General features: G+C 41.6%; 15 protein-coding genes, 3 pseudogenes and 1 other annotated feature. Of the genes and pseudogenes, 4 read left to right on the top strand and 14 right to left on the bottom strand.

Features of this window, described 5'->3' with window-relative positions:
* The first annotated feature begins 1 nt into the window (after position 1).
* A complete protein-coding gene (locus J4G44_RS01775; RefSeq protein ID WP_131261189.1) occupies positions 2 to 1,261 on the top strand; it encodes a type II toxin-antitoxin system HipA family toxin in 1,260 nt (419 codons plus the stop codon).
* Between the two features lie 65 nt (positions 1,262 to 1,326).
* Here the strand turns inward: J4G44_RS01775 and J4G44_RS01780 are convergent, their stop codons facing one another.
* From J4G44_RS01780 to acs, 7 genes and pseudogenes are all read right to left on the bottom strand, one after another.
* On the bottom strand, positions 1,327 to 1,884 hold the full coding sequence (locus J4G44_RS01780) for a hypothetical protein (protein ID WP_154320192.1): 558 nt from the start codon (positions 1,882 to 1,884) through the stop codon (positions 1,327 to 1,329).
* Positions 1,885 to 2,014: 130 nt separating this feature from the next.
* Positions 2,015 to 3,248: pseudogene (locus tag J4G44_RS01785) on the bottom strand (IS3 family transposase).
* Positions 2,857 to 2,973 (bottom strand) — a sequence feature (AL1L pseudoknot). Its footprint overlaps the pseudogene before it by 117 nt.
* A 76-nt stretch (positions 3,249 to 3,324) precedes the next feature.
* Positions 3,325 to 4,521, bottom strand: a complete 1,197-nt coding sequence (locus tag J4G44_RS01790; protein WP_004974289.1) for a Wadjet anti-phage system protein JetD domain-containing protein — start codon at positions 4,519 to 4,521, stop codon at positions 3,325 to 3,327.
* Positions 4,514 to 7,891: pseudogene (locus J4G44_RS13640) on the bottom strand (ATP-binding protein). The gene J4G44_RS01790 and the pseudogene J4G44_RS13640 overlap by 8 nt, the downstream one beginning before the upstream one ends.
* Positions 7,879 to 8,712, bottom strand: a complete 834-nt coding sequence (locus J4G44_RS01800; protein WP_179988743.1) for a DUF4194 domain-containing protein — start codon at positions 8,710 to 8,712, stop codon at positions 7,879 to 7,881. Before J4G44_RS01800 ends, J4G44_RS13640 begins: the two are co-directional and overlap by 13 nt.
* Positions 8,713 to 8,722: 10 nt before the next feature.
* Positions 8,723 to 10,183 carry a DUF3375 domain-containing protein gene (locus J4G44_RS01805; protein WP_131261197.1) on the bottom strand — a complete coding sequence of 487 codons (1,461 nt, stop codon included), beginning with the start codon at positions 10,181 to 10,183 and terminating at the stop codon, positions 8,723 to 8,725.
* Between the two features lie 193 nt (positions 10,184 to 10,376).
* Positions 10,377 to 12,320: an acetate--CoA ligase gene (acs, locus tag J4G44_RS01810; protein WP_180187089.1), complete on the bottom strand. Its 1,944-nt coding sequence runs from the start codon at positions 12,318 to 12,320 to the stop codon at positions 10,377 to 10,379.
* Between the two features lie 468 nt (positions 12,321 to 12,788).
* On the opposite strand from acs, the gene J4G44_RS01815 reads away from it, so the two are divergent.
* A complete protein-coding gene (locus tag J4G44_RS01815; RefSeq protein ID WP_180187090.1) occupies positions 12,789 to 13,775 on the top strand; it encodes a mechanosensitive ion channel family protein in 987 nt (328 codons plus the stop codon).
* Here J4G44_RS01815 and J4G44_RS01820 read toward each other — a convergent pair.
* From J4G44_RS01820 to prfB, 5 genes are all read right to left on the bottom strand, one after another.
* Positions 13,749 to 14,462, bottom strand: coding sequence for a 16S rRNA (uracil(1498)-N(3))-methyltransferase (locus tag J4G44_RS01820; RefSeq protein ID WP_180187091.1), 714 nt, complete (start codon positions 14,460 to 14,462; stop codon positions 13,749 to 13,751). The two genes, J4G44_RS01815 and J4G44_RS01820, sit on opposite strands and share 27 nt — an antisense overlap.
* A gap of 2 nt (positions 14,463 to 14,464) precedes the next feature.
* Positions 14,465 to 15,745, bottom strand: coding sequence for a 3-deoxy-D-manno-octulosonic acid transferase (locus J4G44_RS01825; protein ID WP_180062248.1), 1,281 nt, complete (start codon positions 15,743 to 15,745; stop codon positions 14,465 to 14,467).
* 84 nt (positions 15,746 to 15,829) lie between these two features.
* Entirely contained in the window at positions 15,830 to 16,909 is a 1,080-nt protein-coding gene (locus J4G44_RS01830; protein WP_096901672.1) for an alkene reductase, read from the bottom strand.
* Between the two features lie 20 nt (positions 16,910 to 16,929).
* Complete coding sequence (locus tag J4G44_RS01835; protein WP_019837093.1) at positions 16,930 to 17,229, bottom strand: ArsR/SmtB family transcription factor; 300 nt, start codon at positions 17,227 to 17,229, stop codon at positions 16,930 to 16,932.
* 157 nt (positions 17,230 to 17,386) lie between these two features.
* Positions 17,387 to 18,482, bottom strand: a protein-coding gene (gene prfB, locus J4G44_RS01840) for a peptide chain release factor 2 (RefSeq protein ID WP_104852716.1) whose coding sequence is annotated in 2 segments (ribosomal slippage) — positions 17,387 to 18,409 and positions 18,411 to 18,482 — 1,095 coding nt in all. Because the reading frame shifts where the segments join, the coding sequence is not laid out codon by codon here.
* Between the two features lie 576 nt (positions 18,483 to 19,058).
* Here prfB and J4G44_RS01845 point away from each other — a divergent pair.
* Both J4G44_RS01845 and J4G44_RS01850 read left to right on the top strand, forming a co-directional pair.
* The gene (locus J4G44_RS01845; protein ID WP_207973791.1) at positions 19,059 to 19,835 is read left to right on the top strand and encodes a putative porin; all 777 of its coding nucleotides are present in this window, start codon (positions 19,059 to 19,061) and stop codon (positions 19,833 to 19,835) included.
* Positions 19,836 to 20,017: 182 nt separating this feature from the next.
* Positions 20,018 to 20,764: pseudogene (locus J4G44_RS01850) on the top strand (putative porin); the annotation flags it as partial.
* Positions 20,765 to 20,822: 58 nt separating this feature from the next.
* Here the strand turns inward: J4G44_RS01850 and recJ are convergent.
* Positions 20,823 to 22,526 carry a single-stranded-DNA-specific exonuclease RecJ gene (gene recJ, locus J4G44_RS01855; protein ID WP_154320187.1) on the bottom strand — a complete coding sequence of 568 codons (1,704 nt, stop codon included), beginning with the start codon at positions 22,524 to 22,526 and terminating at the stop codon, positions 20,823 to 20,825.
* 13 nt (positions 22,527 to 22,539) lie between these two features.
* Positions 22,540 to 23,196 (bottom strand): pyridoxamine 5'-phosphate oxidase, encoded by a 657-nt coding sequence (gene pdxH / locus J4G44_RS01860; RefSeq protein ID WP_131261206.1) that lies wholly within the window; start codon positions 23,194 to 23,196, stop codon positions 22,540 to 22,542.
* Positions 23,197 to 23,201: the final 5 nt, after the last annotated feature.

Genomic DNA, 23,201 nt, shown 5'->3' on the forward strand with positions numbered 1-23,201 from the left:
CATGCTCAAAAAACTTGATGTTTACTACAATGGATGGGGCGAATATTGGCTTTGGGGCACACTAGTTTCCTCAACTGCAATCACAGGTCGACCATTGATTGCTTTTGAATACAGCGCAGAAGCAATTAGTAAAGGTTTAGAGCTTTCATCTTACCTACTTCCGCTAAAAGGTGACCCATTAAGAAAGAACTTTCCTGCACATCAAATGGGATTACCAGGCCCTATATACGATGCCTTACCCGATGGCTGGGGCATGCTCCTGATGGATCGCTTATTTAAAAAAAATGGACTTAATCCAGCACGAGTTGGGCCTTTAGAACGCCTCACGTATATTAGTACACATGCAATGGGGGCATTATCCTTTGAACCTTCAGCATCCGAGTTAACATTAGCTGAAAATATTCCATTGCTAAGACTCGCTCAAGAAGTTCAGGAAGTTCTCAAAGGAGAAGGTGCCGAATTTTTACAGCATTTATTAATTATGGGCGGGTCTCCACAAGGTGCAAGGCCAAAAGCACTTGTTTATCGTGATCCTGTCACTAATGAATTCTCAACAGTTCACTCACATCAACATGAAGCTTGGCTGATCAAATTTCCCGCTCAGCAAGAGCATCCTGAAGTTTGTGCAATTGAAACTGTTTATGCAGAATGTTTGCGTCATTGTCATATTGACACCCCAGACACCCAATACTTCACTCTTCCGAATGGCCTAACTGCATTTGCCTCAAAAAGATTTGACCGCTGCGATGGCATGCGCATCCCTATGCAAAGTTTAGCTGCCTTTACAGGGGCTGATTTTAAATCACCTGGGAGTTTAGACTACAGCAACTTTCTTCGTGCTACACACTTTTGTACCAATGATATTCGCGAAAAAGCGATTGCATTCAAGCGCGCTGTTTTCAATGTGGTGTTCAATAATCGAGATGATCATTGCAAAAACTTTTCGTTTTTAATGTCTCAAAATGGACAATGGAAACTCGCCCCAGCCTACGACGTTACTTTCTGTGAAGGCCCAGGTGGATATCATCAAATGGATATTATGGGTGAAGCACTGGATATTACTCGGTCTGCCATTGTCAAACTGGGCATTCAGGAAGCAGAGCTTTCTATTCAAGAGGTTGATGAAATGATTAACTCAATTTGCGAAGTTGCCAGCCGATTTACGAAGATTGCTCATGATCTATTACCTGAACAAATTAGATCTGAAACTCTCCAAATGATCCAAAATAGGATTGAGCATAATATTCATTTATTGAATTGAATATAAACCATCCGATTTAATCAAAAGCAATCTGGAAATACATATAAAATTTAATCAATAACAGATCAGTGATAAACCCCGAACCCAAGATGGTATATCCACTGCGGGCTTTGGTCATTATAAACAGACAAAGACAACTTACATCCCTCTTGCACTGCAAGCCCATACTCTAATGTTAGCTCCTTGAGTTGCGCAGGTGATAAACTCAACCAAGCATTATCAGGAGCTGGTTCAATATTAAAAGTGACACTTTTAACAGCTTGCTCATATTTTCCAGTCTGAATATTCAGTTCTACGGAATCTGGAAAATGCTGATAAATAGATAATTCATCATCCTCAACATCAAAGCTATATACTTCCTGATTTTGCATATCTCTTAGACATGTATCTTTATATAACTGTTCCGTTAGCAAAGCTGCATTCACCTGAATATTAGAAAAGAGTTGTTCACCTTCTGAAGCAAAAAAGTCCTGATTAAACTTTTGAATTTGTTCATCATCATATTTTGTAAAGTCGCAGGTATTGGCATTGAATCTAAGTCTGGCATCAACCACCAGTTCATTATTAGACCAAGGCAAAAGTTGCGATAAATCTTGCGATTTATATTGTTTTTTGGTGTCCACATAACCTTCATAACCAGGCCGATTAAATACCGCCTGCTTTTTTGGCTGAGTTCTATCTTTATTTGCACAGTATTTATAGTTAAATTGTGGATGAACCGTACCGGGTTTGTCGGAGACTTTTTTATTTAAGTTAGGCCACCTGACCTAACGGGTTAATCTTATCATAGTACATTGCTTCAAACTCAAAAGGTGATACATAACCCAGTGCACTGTGTACACGCTCTTTATTGAACCAATCTACCCAGTTTAGTGTCGCAAGTTGTACATCCGCTAAACCTTGCCAATCCGCTTTTAAATATTCAATCACCTCTGTTTTGTATAAGCCATTCACCGTTTCAGCCAAAGCATTATCGTATGAATCACCGGTCGTACCGACTGATGCTCGTAAATTTGCTGCTTCTAAACGATTGGTATAACGAATGGAAAGATATTGCACGCCTCTGTCACTATGATGAATCACGTTCTTTGGCATGCCTCGATCATGCAATGCTTGCTCCAGTGCATCGAGCACCATATCTGTATTCATACGTGTTGATACTTTCCATCCAACAATTGCTCGCGAGAACACATCAATAATAAAGGCGGTATAGACCCAGCCTGAATGAGTTTGAATATACGTGAAGTCAGCGACCTGAGAAGCACTGCTTCGCAAGGGTCAGGATGATCTGCATTAAAATTGCGTTTTACTAAGTCATCTGCTCGTTTTTGATCATCTCGGCTACGGGTGGTTTGTTTATTCTTACCACGCCAAACACCTTGTATACCTAGCTTCTGCATCAATCGAGCAACTGTACAACGTGCGATAACATAACCTTCACGTTTCAATTGTTGCCAGACCTTACGCACACCATATCGACCTAAACTTTCTTTCCAAATACGTTTGATTTGCTCTGCATGATGTAAATCATGCAGAGCACGTTTCGCTCGATGTTCTGGATTGTCAGCGAGATCTAAAGCCCGATAATAGGTCGAAGCTGCAATCGGTAAAATTCTACAAATCGCTTCAACACCATATCGATCTTTATTGTTCTGGATAAAATCCACCATTATTTGTGTGGGCGGTCGAGCTCCGCCTGGGCGAAAAAAGCGGCTGCTTTACGTAGAATTTCATTGGCACGTTTTAATTCTTTAATTTCACGTTCCATTTGCTTCATTTTTTCTTGGTCAGATATCTGTTGTACTTTGGCAGGATTTAGTTGATCCATATGCTTTAAATACCAAACACGCAATGTTTCAGGAGTACAACCAATCTTAGGTGCAATAGCTGTGATTGCAGCCCAAGTAGAAGGATAATCTTTTTCAGATTCAATCAATAATTGAACCGCTCTTTCTCTGATTTCAGGGGTATATTTTGGTTTTGTCATTGGAACATTCTCTCAAGAAAGTTGGTCTCCGACAAACCCGGTACGGTTCACCCCTTATTATCAATCAAATTAATTTTCAAAGTAACTCTAAATAACGATGCACCCAATCAACCGAAATGCGCTCTTGCTCTAAACGCCTATTTTTAAATGTCTGTGCACGCAAATCATGAAATAATTTTAACTCGTCAGCAGTGAGATATTGTGGCTCACTAAAAATAGAGTCTGGTTCATCCACCATATGATTTTGGAACTGTAAAACTGTGGCTTCATCCATCATTAAAGCAATCACGTGTGGAATTTTTTGCCGAACCATACTTAAAATATTTAAACCTTCAGAGTCGATATCTCCCCAATAAAAAACCTGTTTATACTGTAACCACTTGGCCTTCATCCATGTAATATTTTTACCCCCACCACAAACCACAATACTATTTTCCAAGTAAGGGCACGCTAAACCTGACTGAATATTTTCAACTACAATTATTCGTTCCGCAGGTAACTCAAATTGATCTAGCACCTCTGTGGACAATTGAAAAACGGGGAGTCCTCCCAATTTTTCCTGCACATTTGGGCAGACGGGTTTGATCGTCAACCAACCTTTGGGGCTATCTAAGCAATCTAGCCATGCCAACAACCCTCCAGCCAGTACGATCTCATCATCATAAAGTACATTGCAAATTGCCTCCGTCAGCAATAAGTTCTGCTCAAGAAACTTCGTGTTTACAGCGCTTAATGGCAAGGCCCTTAAATAAAGCCCTGCCCCCATATTCGGTTTCAGCTGTTCAATCAGCTGAATCAACCATTGCCATTCTTGTTGGCTATAGCGTTCTATCTGCTCTAAATGATGAATTAAAGTTTGAAATAAACGGTGCTGATGACGATCATGCACAAAAGACTGCTTCAAAAAGCTGGATATTTTATCCAACCAGTTTTCAAGTTGTTGCTCTGTTCCTAAAAGCTCAGTAAGCTGCTGTAAAGAAAAAATTCGTAACTTTACTGGAACACGTTGTTCTGAAAGTTGTCGATACTGCCGTTCTTGCCATTCAACCAGTTCAGGATAAGCAAAATCTGTCCACGCTTTAAAAAAAGCATGAAAATGACCCAAATTATCTCTAGCTTGTTGGTCTGTGGGCACTTTCAGTGAAATTTCGATTGGAAAAGGACGTTGATTTAACAACCGCTGCTTTAAATTTCGACGATTTTCCCATTCTTTTTTATGCAAAATACCCAAAACGGTATTTGGAAGTAATCCCCACTTCTCAATTTTAGGCATCTAACTGCACCCCAAACTGTTGTGCCTCTCTATACAGTTGCTGTTGTTTTTGCGCCATTTTTTCATCAATTTCCTGCCAAGTAATTTCACATAAATGACTTTCATGTTTCTCAATATCACGCTCGGCAATTAATAAAGAACGTGCTGACTCACGCGCTAAATTCAAGTTTTTATAAGGTGTGATTAAATTGACATGAATTTTCAACGCCTTAAATACTTTGAGTACTCGACGACTAACCGCTTCAGCTGTGTTTGAAAAAGCTTCATCTAAAAACACTGTACTGTAGATTGGATAATCATAGCCGTCTGGTGTTAATACATAAGCCAAACTCGCTGCCACAATGGTTCCAGCAAATGATTCTTTTTCTCCGCCAGATTTACCACTCGATGACTCCAAAACATCTCGTATTTCTTCTGTAGCCAAATCGACTTCTTCTGCATAGAAAGACATTTGATGACGAGGATCAAGTAAACGCTGGCTTTCAAAAGTATGCGCTGTAACCGAGTTACTCGCTTTTTCTAAAATAGAAATTAATTCAGCTAACTTTTTAAAACGTTGTTCATATTCAATACTATTAATACTAGATACGACCCATTTTAGTTTTTGCTCAAAATCTATGACGTGTGGATACTTTTCCTTTTTGTATCCTAGTCTTAGATAGCTGCCAGACTTAAATTCTGTACGCCGTAAAACCTGATTAATTATGGCAATACGGTCAGTAATTTCTTCTCTATCTGCCTCAAGGCGATTCTGAATCACACTCAAAGACTGCATGGTATGTTTTTGCAGACGCTGTTCAAACTGTTCAACTAAGGCAGGCAAACCTTCCTTTTCTAGTTCATGAAAATAGGCAACGCAATCATCCAATGCGGCCAAACCAACTGCCCATTCACGTTGTAATGCAATATGTGACCATTTATCCTTGCCACGAAACTGACCAATAATGTACGTTGCGCTATTTTTTGCTGAGGTATTTTGGTTGCTGGTATGTTCAATTAAACGCTCTAGCTCTTTTTCCACAGCAGTAAGATAAGCATCCTCCAACCGAGGTGTTTCTCCTATACGCTGTAGCAACAGTTCTCTGGCTTGTTCTGGGACACCTTGGTTTGCTGCCTTTTGCGCTTGTTGTTGTTGTTTTTCTGCATCACTGAATTTCTGTTTGAGTTTCCCCCAAGTGTGTTGTAACTGTCCTTTCTGTTCCTGTAGTTGTTTTAATTCCTCTTTTGCAAGCTCCCAACGTTGTCGAGCTTGTTCAATATTGGTATCTGCCCGCTGTAAATGTTGCAAGTCATTGCTGGTCTGTTGCTGGCGCTCTGTCCAATAAGGAATATTTATCATATCCCATTGGTAACGTAACATTCGCTCCCACAAACTCTTATGCTGTGTTACCTGATCTAACACCTTACGCGATTGTGCAACACTCAAGGCATACTGTTCCAACTGTACCTCAAGTTGTTTCGCTTCATGCTTTAATAAATTTAAACGTGAAGTATTAGAAAATCCCAAACACCAAATTTTTCGATCATCAATCCGCTGTTGATCTTTTTTCTCAAAACGACCTTGCTCACGATGAATTAAGCCCTGTTGTGTCATAGAAAAAGGCGTTGTATTCATGATTGTTGTATCTGCCACACATTGCAGATCAAAGCGAAGCAGATGTTGTTTTAACCAATCACGATATGGATGCTCTCGCCAAACCAATTTCCGCAGAAAACCATTTTCTTTAAAATACACACTTTCTGTAGCATCAAGATGGATCACCTGTAAACGCACATGGGTTTTATTATGACGCGCATTCACCCATTGAGTGACCATCGAATAACGATCTTTCGGCACCAATAACGTTGTTTTTAAACCACCTAATGCTCGTTCAATTGCGCCTTGCCAGATTTTTTCAGCCTCTTTTACATCAATGAGCTCACCAATAAACATTAATTCATGTTCATCAAAATCTAAGTGCTGTCTAAGCTCATCTCTTAAACGCAATAAATGTACATCATGAATATTACTATTAGGTCTGGTTTCTATTTCCTGAATATCGCTTTAAGTTTCTTTCAGTTGCTGTTGCGTTTGTGCGTATTTGCTACTGACTTGAGCAAACTCATCTTGTCGTTGGGTTTTCTCTTGCCCAATATTTAGAAGCTGCTCATGGGCTATTTTTTGGTTATCAATTAAATTTTGCTCGGTTAAATCATCTTGCAATTGTAATTGCTGAGCATCTTCCTGATAGCGCGATGCCTCTATGGTTAATTGCTTTAACTGACTCTGTATCAGTTCTAGCTCTTTTTGTAAGTTTTCAATCCGATTACCGCCTACTTGTAAATAGTCTTCATGGCAGCGCTCTTGTCGTTTTTCCGCATCATGTTCTTGTTGTTCTAATTGCTTAAACTGCGTATGTAATCGCTGTATCTCTTGCTCCAGCTGATGTATTTTTTCAGTCCAAAACTGAACATACAATTCACCTAAATATGCAGGAAAAGCTTGTTTTTCGAGCTGTAGATTATTCAGTTGCAGAGTTAACGCTGTTATTTGAACAGCTAACTCAGGTAATTTCTGTAAATGTAGGACTTGTTCACGCGCATCTACCAAATGCTTATAGTTTGCCTCTAAGTCAGCAAACTCATTTACTGCAGTCTGTGCCAAAGCACGAACCTGGCTTGGTTCTAAAACCAACTCGCGAATTAATTTAGTCAAATCATCAATTTTCTTTAAGCCTAAAGCACGTGATAACAACGCAGGTGCATTTTTATTATCCATAAATAAATATTTACGATACATCTCCTGATAGTCTTCAAATTTGCTATCAAAATAATGCACGCGTGCATCTGTTTTAGGATTAAAATGTTGTTTTAGCTGGCGAGTATTACCGTCTGCAAATTTTTCTAACACTTCAGTCAGTTGCACATTACGACTTGCAATCATATATAAACGATTCACTTCACTCAGCGAATGTTGACCTTGTCCAACCCAAAACAATCCAATTAAAGTAATCATCGAACCGTCATCAGCGGTATATAGCGCTCTTAATGCTGTTGTCACTGCTTTTTCACGCTTATTTTTTACTCGCGTTCCAGCCCCATCATGTTCTGAACCAAAACTACCACGCATATAAGAGAGTAATGTACGGTCTGAGCGATCGCCCTGCGCAGCTGCTACGTTAAAACTAGCTTTACTTGCAGGTTGTAACAATGCCATTAAACCATCAATAAAGGTAGATTTACCTGCACCATTATCTCCCGTAATAAGTGTCCCTTCAGGATCAATACGTGCGGTATGCAAGTTATGGAAGGAGCCCCAGTTAAATACTGAAATTTCTGACAAGCGAATTTGGCCTTGTGCAAATAAAGTTGAGAGGGTCATTTCTTGCATGATGATTCTCCATATTCTTGTTCGGATTGCTGCAACTTGGCCTTTGCTGCTAATTGTTGATATTCAGATAATAAACTTTGTAAAAACTCGGCATTCACGACATAGCGGATAATTGGCGTAATTTCATAACGCCCTTCTTCACCACGCAGTCCCGTTAATACTTTTTTCTCAATAAATTTTTCTAATGCTGCATTTAGCTTTTTACGATCTTTGCTGTCATGATTCGTTAAAGGAATAAATGGAATTAAACTGCTCTGGATTCGCTCAACATCAATAATAATTTTTTGCTCACCCGCAGTTTCCCGCTCCTGATAATACTTCCGCAAAATAAGTAAAATTAAGGTGTCATATACAGTCAAAGTTCGTTTTCGTATCAGTACAGGAAAATCATCCAAAGGCTGGTTCTCATCTTCCTGTTCATCCTGAATACTTTTGAGATTGATGATATAAGCCACCCCTTGCTTGGCATCCAAAACCAACTGGATATAAACCTCTGCCAAATGTCTACGAATTTCCGCTTCATATCGGCACAATAAATCAAAAAGTTTTAAGTTTTCTGCTGCAAGAATAACCCCTTGACGCATGAGATAGACCAATACCCGTCGGGCTACATGTGGCATAAGCGCATCTGTATCACGATCCTGAGCATGCTCCATCTCTGTTTGATTATCTGCATGTTGTACCTCTGCTCGAGCTGTAGGAGACAAATTTTCTACAGGCTGATTAGCGTGTATATCTATATTTTTTTCTGAATTTGAAGATGGTCTGCGTACCATTTCAAAGAAATTGTCATGCTGTTGTATCTTATTTTCTGATTGCATCTCGATCTCCTTAAAGCGCCAACTCATCTATATTTTTGGGAAATAAATCTGTACTCAAGTAATACACTGGAATACTGGCCTGCAAATGCACACCTGAACGATCCTTAAGTTCAACTTGCTCGGTATGCTGCATTTGTGGTGCTTTAATGGCTTTTGCTATACGCAAGTAAGCAACAAGCTCTTCAAGTCCCGCTTGTACAGGATGTTCCTGTGTTAAATGGGCAATACTCATCACCCCTTTCTGTGCGAGCGTTTGATATACTTTTTCAGCAACAGCACGAACCCGTACACTGTCTAAGTACTTCAGCATCTGATCACTAGGTTCAGTCTTGTTTTGTTGCTCTTCGACCTTACGCGTATCCATATGTTCTGTGGGACTTTTTAAAGCAAGACTTTCAGGCGAATTCAGCTGAATGGAACCCACGGCTAAATCTACTTGTACTTCTGTTTTTAAATCACACTCTGATTGCAACAACGCCACTGCATTTTTTTCTAATTCCGACAGAAACTGATCAATCAAACGGTTTTCCAATGCTGCACCACTTTCAATATAAGCTCTCAAACCTTCTTCTGTACGACGTCGGACTTGGAAAACTCGGCTACTTTCGCGTCCTAACTCACGCATTAACTGACCTAAATATTTACGTTGAGATTCGCTTAATTGTTGTGCAATAGGATGATTCAAAATACTGCGTAACTGCTCTCTAAACTCAGTAGAACGATCTTGATCCTGAAGTAATTGACAAAACCCATCAAAAGCACTGCCTGCATCACTTTGGGCAAGCAACTGCTCTTTTTCCATTAAGCTCAGCAATACTTCTCCACGTGAATAAGCACCACTAATCATATCTAGACGCAACTCTTTATCTCGTAGACGAATCTCATCTTCGACCCGTCTAAAATCGCCTGTAAGAATGGAAGCAAGTTGATAAATTTCTCGTATTCTTTCTTTTTGTTCTGATTCTTCTAATTGTGTAACAACACCCGCCAACAAAGCATCTATTTCATTTTGAATCACTAATTTTTTTTGTTCGAGCAACTCCACTCGTTCTTCAATATTTTCACTCAATGCGACCACAAAATCACGAACCGCATCCTGCACAATTCTTAAATGTGATGCTGTGGTATGGGTTGCTCGCTCATCCAAGCCCTGACAAAAACGTAATACGGTTTCGCTAATATCCGTTTTACTCAGCTTGCCATCTATTTCTCTGAGCCAGCCTGAATGAATCCAATGATTTAAATAATGCGCTGCATTATTTTCTGTCTGCCAAATACCCTGCTCACGACTAGATTTAATCAACTCATCCAAGACATTTCTTGCACGGCCATAAGGGACTTCATTTTGTTCTGCAAATAAGTCAACAATGAACGCTAAAATATGTGGTGCGTTATCTGCTCTTAATAATTTCCAAATTGAGTTTTCATGATATAAACGCCGATACTTGGCCTGTAACCCTAGAATATTCATGCCATTCCACATCATCTGTATGATGGTTATTTATTCTACAGTTATTTTTTAATCACCCAAGCAAATTACCAAGCAAGACGACACGAGTTGTCGCATAAAGTAAGATGATATAAACAATCACCTTACTTCATCGAAAAAAATAAAAAAACAAACCTCATCTAACTTCTTTGTGTACAGTGACAGTAACCTTAACCTACCTCTCCCCATACACCGTTGCAATCAAATGCTCCACCACTTGCGGCTCAGCCAAAGTCGAAGTATCTCCTAAACTATCCAATTCATTCGCTGCAATTTTCCGCAAAATACGGCGCATGATTTTACCTGAGCGGGTTTTAGGTAAAGCAGGTGCCCAATGCAGCGCATCAGGCGTTGCCACAGGCCCCAAAATTTTGCGAACCCAATTGACTAATTCTTCACGCAATTCCTCTGACTCGGGTGTACCAACTTGCAAAGTTACAAAGGTGCAAATCCCCTGTCCTTTAATCTCATGGGGCATACCCACCACTGCCGCTTCAGCCACAGCTTCATGCGCTACTAGGGCACTTTCAATTTCCGCAGTACCTAAACGGTGCCCCGAAATATTCAAGACATCATCCACACGCCCTGTAATCCAGTAATAGCCATCTTCATCACGGCGTGCACCATCTCCTGTAAAATACGCACCCGGATAGGTCGAAAAATACGCTTCAATAAAACGTGCAGGGTCGCCCCAAATACCGCGCATTTGCCCTGGCCATGAATCTTTCATAATTAAATTGCCTTCGGTCGCGCCTTCCAGTTCATTACCTTCGGCATCGACAATAGCAGGTTGCACGCCAAATAATGGGCGGGTTGCCGAACCGGGTTTCAGTGGCGTTGCACCCGGCAATGCTGAAATTAATATGCCCCCAGTTTCGGTTTGCCACCATGTATCTACAATTGGGCAACGTCCTTCACCTACTACGTTGTAATACCAGTTCCATGCTTCAGGATTAATTGGCTCACCGACTGAACCAAGTAAACGCAAGCTGCTGCGGTCACTTTCACGTACAAAACGATCTCCCTCTCGCATCATGGCGCGAATGGCAGTCGGCGCGGTATATAAAATGGTGATGTTGTGTTTATCGACAATATGCCCTGTGCGCGCCCAACTTGGATAGTTCGGTACACCTTCAAACATCACGGTAGATGTGCCATTCGACAATGGCCCGTATAAGACATAAGAATGCCCTGTAATCCAGCCTACATCTGCGGTACACCAAAACACATCATCCTGTTTCAGGTCAAAGACTTCTCGAAACGTGCTGTTCACATAGGTCAAATAACCGCCTGTGGTATGCAAAACGCCTTTGGGTTTTCCAGTCGAACCCGAAGTATATAAAATGAATAATGGGTCTTCGGCATTCATCGGCTCGGGTGGGCAGATGTCATTGACCGACATAATTTCCATGTGATACCACAAGTCGCGTTCAGGCAGCATCTCAATCGGATTCCCTGTACGATGCACCACAATCACATTTTGCACACAGTCGGTACCTGCTACGTTTAAGGCAGCATCAACATTGGCTTTTAAATAAATTGGCTTGCCACCACGCATGGTCGAGTCTGCAGTAACAATCAGCTTGGCCTGACAGTCTTCAATTCGGCTAGCCAAAGCATCGGGAGAAAAACCACCAAAAACCACACAATGCACTGCACCAATTCGTGCACAGGCCAGCATGGCAATCGCAGCTTCGGAAACCATTGGCATGTACAGCACCACCCGATCCCCTTTTTGCACCCCGTTCTTTTTCAGTACGTTGGCAAAACGGCAGGTTTCATCATGCAAAGAAGCAAAAGAAACCACTTTATGTCGAGAAGGATGATCTCCTTCCCAAATAATTGCAGGTTTATGCGGATGTTCTTTTAAATGACGGTCTAAGCAATTGGCACTGACATTCAGTTGCCCATCGGCAAACCATTCAATTTTAAAATGCTCGGGGTCAAAGTTGGTATTTTTGACTTGAGTAAAAGGTTTAATCCAATCTAAGCGTTGGGCTTGCTCTGCCCAATAAGTATCAGGGTCATCTATAGATTGTTGATAGCGTTGAAAATATTCTGCCTCAGTGGTGCGGGCAGTCTTTTTAAATTCATCTGGAACAGGATATACGTCTTTCATCTGCTACTTCCTTGATGTTCTTGCATCTCATCACGAGATGTATGCCACGTTATTGATTATTATTTCTGCATATTCACAGTATGAACTTTCTTTTTTATGGCTCACCATTCGGCTTTAGTCGCATAAATTTTATACAAACAATAGCATGCCAAAGCGTTGAACGAATGCCATATTCTTGCATTCATACTTTCAGGTTTACATTCCACTGTACTGCGCATTGCATTATTTTTAAAGAAAATATCGTCTAATAACCGTGAGTATTAACATTTTTTTACGCAGCCAATCATTCATACCTGCGACCCTGTCTTACAGATAAAACCACATACAACTCGCAGTTTAAATGCTACAAAATAGTACGCTCATCACTTCTATCCAAGTTGTCTAAAATACTGGCAAGTAAGCATTGCTCATTAACCAAATTGAGTTTTTCAGGCAAAATAGTCGCTTCATTTTGAATTCGGAATTATCGTGGCAGAATCCAAACCCTCACTCAGTGAAGTTTCTGAAAACACCAGTCAGCTGTTGCAGGAAGCCACTGAAAAAACCACGCAAACCGTGATCAATCATACGGCCAAGTACAATGACGCCTACTCCACCATCGACAAAATTATGGAAGGATTTTGGGAACGTGTGCCGTATTTGATGATTGCAGCCGTGGTGCTGATTCTGTTTTGGCTGCTTGCCCGACTGTTTAAATGGTTTATTCGCAAGACCCTGAACAATCGTTCCTATACCCGACAAAATTTGGTTTTGGTGCTGAATCGGGTCGGTAGCTCTGCAATTATTTTCTTTGGTTTTCTAATTGCGATGGTGATTGCAATTCCAGGCTTTACCCCAAGCCAACTGATGAGTGCTTTAGGTCTAGGCTCCGTGGCAATTGGTTTTGCTTTTAAAGATATTTTCCAGAATTTATTATCGGGTGTGCTCATTTTGATTGGAGAACCATTTAAAATTGGTGATGACATCATCGTGAATAATATGGAAGGTACGGTAGAAGATATTCAGATTCGTGCCACCTTCCTGCGCTCTCCCGATGGGCGTCGAATCGTGATTCCAAATGCTACGGTGTATACCAGTGCCGTAACGGTCAATACGGCTTATACCCGTCGTCGTTGCGAGTTTGTGGTCGGTATTGGTTATGAAGATGACGTACAAAAAGCCAAAGATATTATTTTGGCCATTTTAGACCGTGACATCAAAATCTTGAGCCAGCCTGCATTTAGCGTCAATGTCACTGCTTTGGCTGATTTTTCGATTAATTTAAATGTGCGTTGGTGGGTAAATACCACCGAAACCACCACCTCAGCATCCATCAGTGAAGTGCAGGAACGGGTGATTGCCGCGTTTGCCGAACATCACATTTCGATTCCTTATCCTGTGCAGGAAGTGAAAGTTTATCGTGGTGATGCAGCAGTCAATGAAGATGATTCAGCCCGCGCTAAACAAACGCCCTAAAACATAAGCAATCACAGTTTCGGTACGAATAATACGGTTGCCCAAATGTCGCGCTTGGCAGCCGTTTTTTTCGAGTAAATCAATTTCGTAGGGAATAAATCCACCTTCTGGGCCAATCACAATACTGCATGGATGTTGAATGGCATGTGGCATAACTTGATCGGTATAAGGATGCGCCACATAAGCAGGACAATCGGCAGAAATCAAACTGGGTAAAACATCTTCCACAAAGGGTTTAAAGCGTTTATAAAGTTGGATCTCTGGTGCAATGGTATCGCCTGCTTGCTCCAAACCCAACGTCACATATTGATCCAACTGCTGTAAAAAAGGCGTTTGCCAATAGCTTTTATCGACTCGATAGCTGTGCAGTAAAATAATTTTTTCCACACCTAGCGTCACGCTATCCATAATTAAACGACGTAATACTTTAGGGCGTGGTAAAGCCACAATCAGGGTCACAGGCAGTTTTTTCGGTACAGCTTCTTCATACAGGGCTTTGACTTGAATCCGCTGCTCACTAACGTCCACCACTTCGGTCAAATAACGCTTGCCACCGCGAATCCCGACTTTTAAGCTGTCACCGACTTGTACACCGACATGCGTGTGTAAATGCTGCACTTGGCGCTGGGCGCTAATAGACCACACTTCATTTGTGGTCTGCCGAGGGTCAAGCAAAACGATATTCATATTTAAAGATACTGATTCATCACGTGAATATGCTCAGTCAAAGAGCCACGATTTTTATACATAATCACTTGAGCATTTTGATTCAGCTGAGCACGCAACGCAGGTTCAAACAACAATTGCGTTAACGTATTTACAGCTTGTTCAGCATCTTCGACCACATACACGGCTTCTGCTGCAACAAACTCATCCACAATACTTTGAAAGTTAAAATAATTTTTGCCCAATACCGTGGCGACATTTAAGGCCAAAGGCTCTAAAATATTATGCCCACCGCCAGGTTCATTCAGCGAACCACCGACATAACAGGCCTGACTTAAGGCGTACCACAACCACATTTCACCCATGCTATCGGCTAAATACACTTGTGTTTCGGGTTGAATCGCTTCAGCCAAACTACGGCGCTGCATATTGAGTTGCAGTTTTTTCACCTGCACAGCCACTTCATCAAAACGCTCTGGATGGCGCGGCACAACAATACATAACAGTTCAGGATGCTGTGCGAAATAAGGTTTCAAAGCAGTCAATAATTGCTGTTCTTCAGGCGCATGGGTACTGGCAAGGGTGATAATTTTGCGATGTGCCAATTGCCATGTCTGTTGCAACTGCGCGGCTTGCTCTACAAAATCTTCTGGCGCAGTAATATCAAATTTAATATTACCCACCACGTTTGTACGCTCGGCAGGCATCCCCAATGCGATAAAACGCTGCTGTGTGGCAGAGTCTTGCGCCAAAAGTTGCTGCAAATTTTGCAACATGCCGCGAGTTAATCCTTTAACTTTGGCATAGCCTTTGGCCGATTTTTCCGAAAGCCGCGCATTAATCAACAAACACGGGACTTGAAAATGCTGCGCCTGATCAATCAAATTAGGCCACAATTCTGTTTCGACCAGTGCCAATAATTTAGGCTGATATTTCTGATAAAACTCACGAATTAAATGCACCTGATCGGCAGGTAAATACACGGCTTGAAATAAATCTAAATACGGTGCTTTTAAAAATAATGATTTGGCGCGTGCCTGCCCCGTTTTGGTGGTATTGGTGACTAAAACGGGATGTCCCACTTTTAAATAATGTTCAATTAAAGGTTGTGCGGCATTAGTTTCCCCCACCGACACCACATGAAACCAAATGGCATGTAAATTTTTAGCAGGCTGAAATGGGCCAAAACGCTCAAGCAGTTCTTGTTGTAATTGCTCAGGATATTCGGCACGTTTACGAATACGTGACTGATAAATCGGTTTTAACAGCGCCAAGGCTGCGTTATACCAAAATGGAGTAGCCAAAAGATGCGCCCCAAAGAAAGATTATCGGCAAAATATAACAGAGCCACACGCGCATGTTAATTGCATGTGGCGCTATACTGGCTTTTATTCTACAGCGTGTTGTGTTTCCGCCAAAGTTGGATAATCGATATAGCCTTCTGCAACGGCTGTACCAATCATGTTTTCCAGCTTGAGTTCGTTTAAAGGTACATCTGCCAATAAACGCTCATACAAGTCTGGATTGGCAATATACGCCTTACCAAATGACACCGCATCGGCCTTGCCCGAAGCCAATAATTCCACGGCATCAGCACGACTTAAACGCATGTTCGCGATATATGGCACACCGCCTGAACGTACTTTCATTTCTTGGGAAATGCTGTCTTCGGCTAAATATTCGCGGGTAAAGAAAAAGGCGATTTTACGCTGCCCCAATTGCTGCATGACATAGCCAAAGGTTTCACGTGGATCATCATCTCCCATGTCGTGCTCATCGCCACGTGGTGCTAAATGCACACCGACTCGACCTGCGCCCCAGACTTCAATTAAGGCGTCCATCACTTCTAACAAGAAACGCGCACGATTTTCAACCGAACCACCGTATTCATCGTCACGTTGGTTGGTTTTGCTTTGCAGGAATTGATCAATCAAATAACCATTGGCTGCATGCAACTCTACCCCATCAAATCCTGCTTCTTTGGCACGGATGGCGGCTTGTTTATATTGCTCGGTAATGGTGTGGATTTCTGCAATTTCTAAGGCACGTGGCAACACATATTCACGTTTAGGACGCAACAAACTGACATAACCTGCTTGTTGTACCGCACTTGCCGATACTGGTGTTGCACCATTGAGTAAATCTGGATGTGAAACACGACCTACATGCCACAGTTGCGCCACAATCAAACCACCTTTGGCATGCACGGCATCGGTAACGAGTTTCCAACCCTGCACTTGAGCATCGGTAAACAATCCTGGGGTATTTAAATAACCATTGGCTTCTTCAGAAATTACCGTTGCTTCTGAAAGAATCAAACCTGCACTGGCACGCTGTGCATAATATTCTGCCATCATTGGCGTTGGAACACGGTCATCGCTGGCGCGGCTACGGGTTAAAGGTGCCATCACCACACGGTTTTTTAGATGCAGATCACCCAAAACTAAAGGAGAGTCTAATTCAGCCATTTTTGCCTCTAATCTCACAGTTAAAGTGAGTGTTTTAAATATTCGACATATTGCTGAATGAGTGCTTCATTACGAGAAAAATACGACCATTGTCCATATTTTTCTGCACGAATAAGACCTGCCTGTTGCAGTACCGATAAATGGTTTGACATGGTCGATTGCGACACGTTGCCCAAACGCTCAATGTGTCCTGCACATACGCCACGCTTAAAGTCGCCACACTCATCTACCGACAAAAATTGTTCTGGTGCTTTTAACCATTCTAAAATTTGCCGACGGGTAGGATTGGCTAAGGCTTTAAAGATTAAATCGACATCCATCATTCAGACACATATTCGTAAATATAAGCCCAATTCAGCAGCTGCTTTTAATATATCGTATTTTTTCGATATTAATATCGTTTTTTTACGATTTATATAATTTTTTAAGCAACTTCACTGAATTGGGCAGGCTCATTAGGATCTTACAGACCGTAACTTATAGACCCTGCTTTAAACTGGCTTCAATAAACTTGTCTAAATCACCATCTAAAACCGCACCTGTATTTGAAGTTTCCACGCCTGTACGCAAGTCTTTAATACGTGAATCATCCAATACATAAGAGCGAATTTGGCTGCCCCAACCAATATCAGACTTCGAGTCTTCTAAAGCTTGAGCCGCCTCATTACGTTTACTCATTTCCAGTTCATACAACTTAGCACGTAACTGTTTCCACGCATGGTCACGGTTGGCGTGTTGCGAACGCTGGTTCTGACATGCCACCACAATACCTGTAGGTGCGTGGGTTAAACGTACCGCAGAGTCAGTTTTGTTAATGTGCTGACCACCCGCACCTGAAGCACGGTAAGTATCGGTACGAACATCGGCAGGGTTAATATCAATTTCAATATTGTCATCCACTTCTGGTGAAACGAACACTGCAGAAAATGACGTATGACGACGGTTACCTGAGTCAAATGGCGATTTACGCACTAAACGATGCACACCCGATTCGGTACGCAACCAACCATAGGCATATTCGCCTTCAACGCGAATGGTCGCAGATTTAATCCCTGCCACATCACCATCCGATTCTTCCATCAATTCTGCTTTAAAGCCGTGACGTTCAATCCAGCGCATATACATACGCAACAGCATCGATGCCCAGTCTTGCGCTTCTGTACCACCCGAACCCGCCTGAATTTCGACATAGCATGGGTTTGGATCCATTGGATTACTGAACATACGGCGGAATTCAAGCTTCGCCAGTTCTTCTTCTGCAGAAGTCAATTCAGACTGTACATCCACCAATAAATCTTCATCATCGGCTTCAACGGCTAAGTCTAGCATGGCTTGGGCATCTTCTAACTGGGTCGCCAAACCTTCTAGGACATGAATCACGTTTTCAAGCTCGCCCTTTTCTTTGGCCATAGCTTGCGCACGACTTTGATCATTCCAAATTGCAGGATCTTCTAACTCGCGGAGAACCTCTTCTAAACGCTCTTTTTTCAGATCGTAGTCAAAGATACCCCCGTAGTGTTTGACCACGTTCGTTCAAGTCTTTTAATTGGTTTAGATAAGGATTAATTTCCACGTAAATTCTCTCAATTAACAATGAAGCTCAATAGCCAATAATTGTAGCACAGACCTGTTCTGGCATTTCTACCCTGCTGTAAATTCCAGCATAACTTTTCAGCTTTTATCGGTTGAATGCTAAATGTGGTTAAAAATAAAGATCGCTTTAAACTTTTTAAAACGAAAGCCTGATGATATCCAATCTAAAAAAACAGCATGCTCGATTAACACTGATGTTTATCTAAATGGCTGATCTATCTCCCTGATTTTTTGCCTGACACATTCAACTGAATACAAGCTTAAAAGTTGTGTATCACAATTGCTTCAACCCGCCAAAATAAAGCAAGGATGAAACAAGTTTGATGATTTAGTGATCAATTTTAGTAAAATTCACAAAATCTACATAGTTTTAATAAAACAAAACATTTAATTATTTCATTTTTATTTCAATCACTTAAACCAAAAATATTACACAAATTTACGCTTGTAACAAAGCTGTAACCTTCCTGTGATTGACGCTGATCATTTTTAGCCTAGACTGAAAGTTGTAACAAAAAGTTTAACTGTTAACCATAATTTCAGAGGGGTAATTTCCATGAAAAAATTAGCAATCGCATCAGCCCTACTTTCAGCTTTGGCTATCACTGGTACTGCGAACGCATACCAAGCTGAAATTGGTGCATCAGCAGGACTGATTGATCCAGACAACGGCAGTTCAAGCGGTTCATTCGGTGTAGATGGTACTTATTACTTTAACCCTGTACAAACCCGTAATGCACCTTTGGCAGAAGCAGCGTTCCTTGATCGTGCTAGCAACGTAAATGCCAAATACCAATATGACGAACTCGGTAATGATGAACGTCATCAATATGGTGTAGGTGCAGAGTACTTTGTACCTAATTCGGACTTTTACTTGAGCGGTAATGTCGGACGTGATGACATTAAATTTGACAGAGGTGGCGATTTTGATACCACTGTATATGGTGCAGAAGTAGGTTATCTGCCAGCACCTGGTTTATTAATTGCTGCAGGTTTAAAAGGTTATGACAATGATAATGAAGATGGCGTAGATCCGACCTTACGTGCCAAATACGTAACGACACTTTCGAATGGTAAAGACATCAACCTTGAAGCAGGTGCTGCTTTTGGTGATCTCGATGAATACAATCTTGCTGCAGATTACTTCATTGATAAAACCCTAAGCATTGGTGTCGATTACTACGACAATGATCTTCGCGATAGCAATGAGTTTGGTATCAATGCACGTAAATTCTTTACCCCACAAGTGAGCCTAGAAGGTCGTGTAGGCTTTGGTGAAGTCGGCAACAATGACTATAACCGCTTTGGTGTCGCTGCGAAATATCGCTTCTAAACTTAAGTCTAATTCCTCACTCAAATAGCATTCTTCTTCGGAAGGGTGCTTTTTTGTGCACTAAAATAAAGCAGTTAGGTAGAAATAGTGCATTGACTGTATGTTTATTTTCCGTACAATCAGCAACAACTGTAACAAAACAGTCATATTTCTACAACAGAGGGAATCTCAATAATGTTTAAAAACTTGCGCTTGCAACTGCTCTTCTAGCTGGTTTAAGTACTGCTCATGCGTATCAAGCTGAAATTGGTGGATCACTTTTAGTGATTGATCCTGATTATGAAAATGCAGATACGTCTACAGGTTTTGCGCTTGATGGGACTTTTTACTTTAATCCAGTTCAAGTGAAGAACTCACCATTAAATGAAGCTGCCTTTTTAAATCGTGCAAGCAACGTTAATGCTGCAATTAGTTATATTGATTTTGATGTAGCTGAGAGTACTTCTTTTGGTATCGGTGTGGAATATTTTGTTCCAAATACGGATTTTTATTTAAGTGCTGGTATTGGTCAGACAACAATTGAAGAAGATGGTTCTGAGGATTTTGACACAACAAGTTATACAGCTGAGGTAGGTTACCTTCCAGTTTCAGGTTTACTCATTGCAGCGGGTATCGTAGGCTTTGATAACGATGAAGCTGATAATACCGATGCAACTTTACGTGCTAAATACGTTACTCAAGTCGGTGCATATGACATGAACTTTGAGGGTGGTGTTGTTTTTGCTGATGATGAAATGTTCACTCTAGGTACTGATCTATATCTCGACAAAACATTTAGCATTGGCCTCGGTTATACCGATGACGGTGAAGATGATACCTTCCAAATTCGTGCTAAAAAATTCTTCAATCAACAAGTCAGCCTAGAAGGCTCTATTGACTTTGAAGAAAATGCAAATGTCTTCGGTCTTCGTGCTGCTTATCGCTTCTAATCCCTTACATTAAAAGCAAAAAAATCCGCTCAAATTTGAGCGGATTTTTTTATTTGGATTACTGCTCCAAATGCACAATCTGCAACTGCAAACTCACATTGCCATTAAACACATTGCGCTCTAACTCATAAACCAAACGCACATCATCCCGCATCGGGTTAAATTCAAATTTATCTTTAGCACCAAACGCAATCGCATCAACCACTTGTCCATTGTCCAATGCCAAACGCAATTTTAAATGAGCGTCCTTCAACCATCTAAAATCAACCACTTTAAACCGTCCCTCAAACACAGGCTGCGGAAACTTTTGTCCCCACGGCGCCAAATGCTGTAATAAATCTACCGTGTGTAAATCAAAAGCTTCTTGCGGCAATTCACCATCTGTCCATAGCACAGCATGAAATAAATCCGCATCCATTTGCGCAATGATCTGTTCAAAGACCTGTTTAAATTCTGCAAAGTGCACCTTTTTTATGGTCAAACCTGCCGCAGCCGCATGTCCACCAAAATGACTAACCAAATGTGGATATTGTTCTGCAACCAATTCTATAGTGTCACGTATGTGAATCCCCTCAATTGAACGGGCAGAGCCTTTAATATGCTCACCATCTTCATCGGCAGCAAATACAATCGCAGGGCGATGGAACTGCTCTTTTAAACGTCCTGCGACAATTCCAATCACGCCTTGATGCCAATGTTCTTCAAACATAATCAAAGCATGCGGTAAATCGCTTTGATCTAACTGCAACTTTTCCAACTCTGCCAGCGCATCTTGTTTAATTTGCCCTTCAACCTGACGGCGTTCCTGATTCAAACTATTTAACTGACGCGCCAAAGCATAGGCACTTTGCATATCCGCCGACAGTAAACACTCGATTCCAATGTCCATGGTTTCCATGCGCCCTGCAGCATTAATGCGTGGCCCCAAGACAAAACCCAAATCCTGCGCTTTAAGCTGTGCGGGTTCACGTCCTGCCAAATCCAGCAATGCGCTAATCCCAGGACGACATAAATTCTGCTGTATCCGTTTTAAGCCTGCATCCACCAAAATACGGTTGTTATAATCCAGACTAGCGACATCGGCATAGGTGCCCAAGGCCACCAAATCTAAATATTGCGTTAAATTTGCAGCAGATTTGCCCTGTTTTTTACGCTGACTGGATAAGTTCGCCAACACATAAAATGCCACGCCCACACCTGCCAAAGCTTTACTTGGGAAATCACAACCCAATTGATTCGGATTCACCACAGCCTCTGCATTTGGAGTGGCTTTTGTAGTGAGGTGGTGATCGGTGATGATGACCTGCATCCCCAAAGCTTGCGCACGCTCCACACCTGCATGACTGGAAATTCCGTTATCTACCGTAATTAATAAATCAGGTGCATAACGCTCAAAAGCCAAATCGGCAATGGCGGGGGTTAAGCCATAACCATATTTAAAACGGTCAGGTACTAAATACTGCACGTGTGCGCCCATTTCGCGCAATGCCAAAATCATAAGTGTGGTACTGGTCGCGCCATCGGCATCGTAATCGCCCACAATTACAATTTTTTTCTGCTGATCAATCGCCTGATCCATCAGCTGAATTGCTTCTGGTAGACCTTTCATGCTTGGAGCAAGCAAGTGCTTCAGTTTAAGTTCCAGCTCCTGCTCAGACGCAACGCCACGGCGCGCTAAAATTTGGGCAACAAATGTAGAGACGCCCTGAAAGTTTTCAGGGCGTGTAAGTAAAGGTCTTTGCTTTATTAGAATTTTTGACATAATTTCCAGTCATTTAAGGCATCAAGCGTTGTAGTTTCCAGTCACCTTCAATTTTTTCATAAGCTAAGCGGTCATGCAAACGGTTCGGACGGCCTTGCCAAAATTCGTAATAATCAGGCTGCAAGCGGTAGCCACCCCAAAATACGGGTTTTTGCAATTCAGATTGATCACCCACTTGGGCATGCAAGTCTTGGAAACGCGCCTGTAGTTCTTCACGACTGGCAATCACACCACTTTGCGGAGTGCTAATATGCGCAGCGATCTGATTATCACGCGGGCGTTTGTGATAATACGCAGTCGATTCTTGCTCATCAATTTTTTCGACATAGCCACTGACACGAATCTGACGTTCCAGTTCAGGCCAGTAAAATAACAATTCAGCATAAGGATTGGCCGCTAAATCCAACCCTTTTTGACTGTCATAATTGGTATAAAAGTCATAGCCTGCTTCGGTGGCTCCACGCAGCAACACAGTACGCACATGCGGACGACCTTGCGCATTGGCAGTCGCCAATGACATCGCATACGGTTCATGCAGCTTGGCTTCTAAGGCATGGTTAAACCAATTCAAAAACTGAATATGCGGATTGGCACTGACCTGTGCTTCTAGCAATTCACCTTTTTGGTAACTTAAACGCAGCTCACTTAAATCTTTAATTAAATCACTCACGATTT

This window comes from Acinetobacter towneri, from assembly GCF_017498585.1.
GTDB classification, from domain to species: domain Bacteria; phylum Pseudomonadota; class Gammaproteobacteria; order Pseudomonadales; family Moraxellaceae; genus Acinetobacter; species Acinetobacter towneri.

Excerpts from the sequence above, each read along its gene's own strand:
- J4G44_RS01805 (WP_131261197.1), bottom strand. The coding sequence starts at position 10,183 with ATGAATATTCTAGGGTTACAGGCCAAGTATCGGCGTTTATATCATGAA.
- acs (WP_180187089.1), bottom strand. The coding sequence starts at position 12,320 with ATGAAAGACGTATATCCTGTTCCAGATGAATTTAAAAAGACTGCCCGC.
- J4G44_RS01835 (WP_019837093.1), bottom strand. The coding sequence starts at position 17,229 with ATGGATGTCGATTTAATCTTTAAAGCCTTAGCCAATCCTACCCGTCGG.
- recJ (WP_154320187.1), bottom strand. The coding sequence starts at position 22,526 with ATGTCAAAAATTCTAATAAAGCAAAGACCTTTACTTACACGCCCTGAA.
- J4G44_RS01790 (WP_004974289.1), bottom strand. The coding sequence starts at position 4,521 with ATGCCTAAAATTGAGAAGTGGGGATTACTTCCAAATACCGTTTTGGGT.
- J4G44_RS01830 (WP_096901672.1), bottom strand. The coding sequence starts at position 16,909 with ATGGCTGAATTAGACTCTCCTTTAGTTTTGGGTGATCTGCATCTAAAA.
- J4G44_RS01775 (WP_131261189.1), top strand. The coding sequence starts at position 2 with ATGCTCAAAAAACTTGATGTTTACTACAATGGATGGGGCGAATATTGG.
- J4G44_RS01845 (WP_207973791.1), top strand. The coding sequence starts at position 19,059 with ATGAAAAAATTAGCAATCGCATCAGCCCTACTTTCAGCTTTGGCTATC.
- J4G44_RS01820 (WP_180187091.1), bottom strand. The coding sequence starts at position 14,462 with ATGAATATCGTTTTGCTTGACCCTCGGCAGACCACAAATGAAGTGTGG.
- J4G44_RS01800 (WP_179988743.1), bottom strand. The coding sequence starts at position 8,712 with ATGCAATCAGAAAATAAGATACAACAGCATGACAATTTCTTTGAAATG.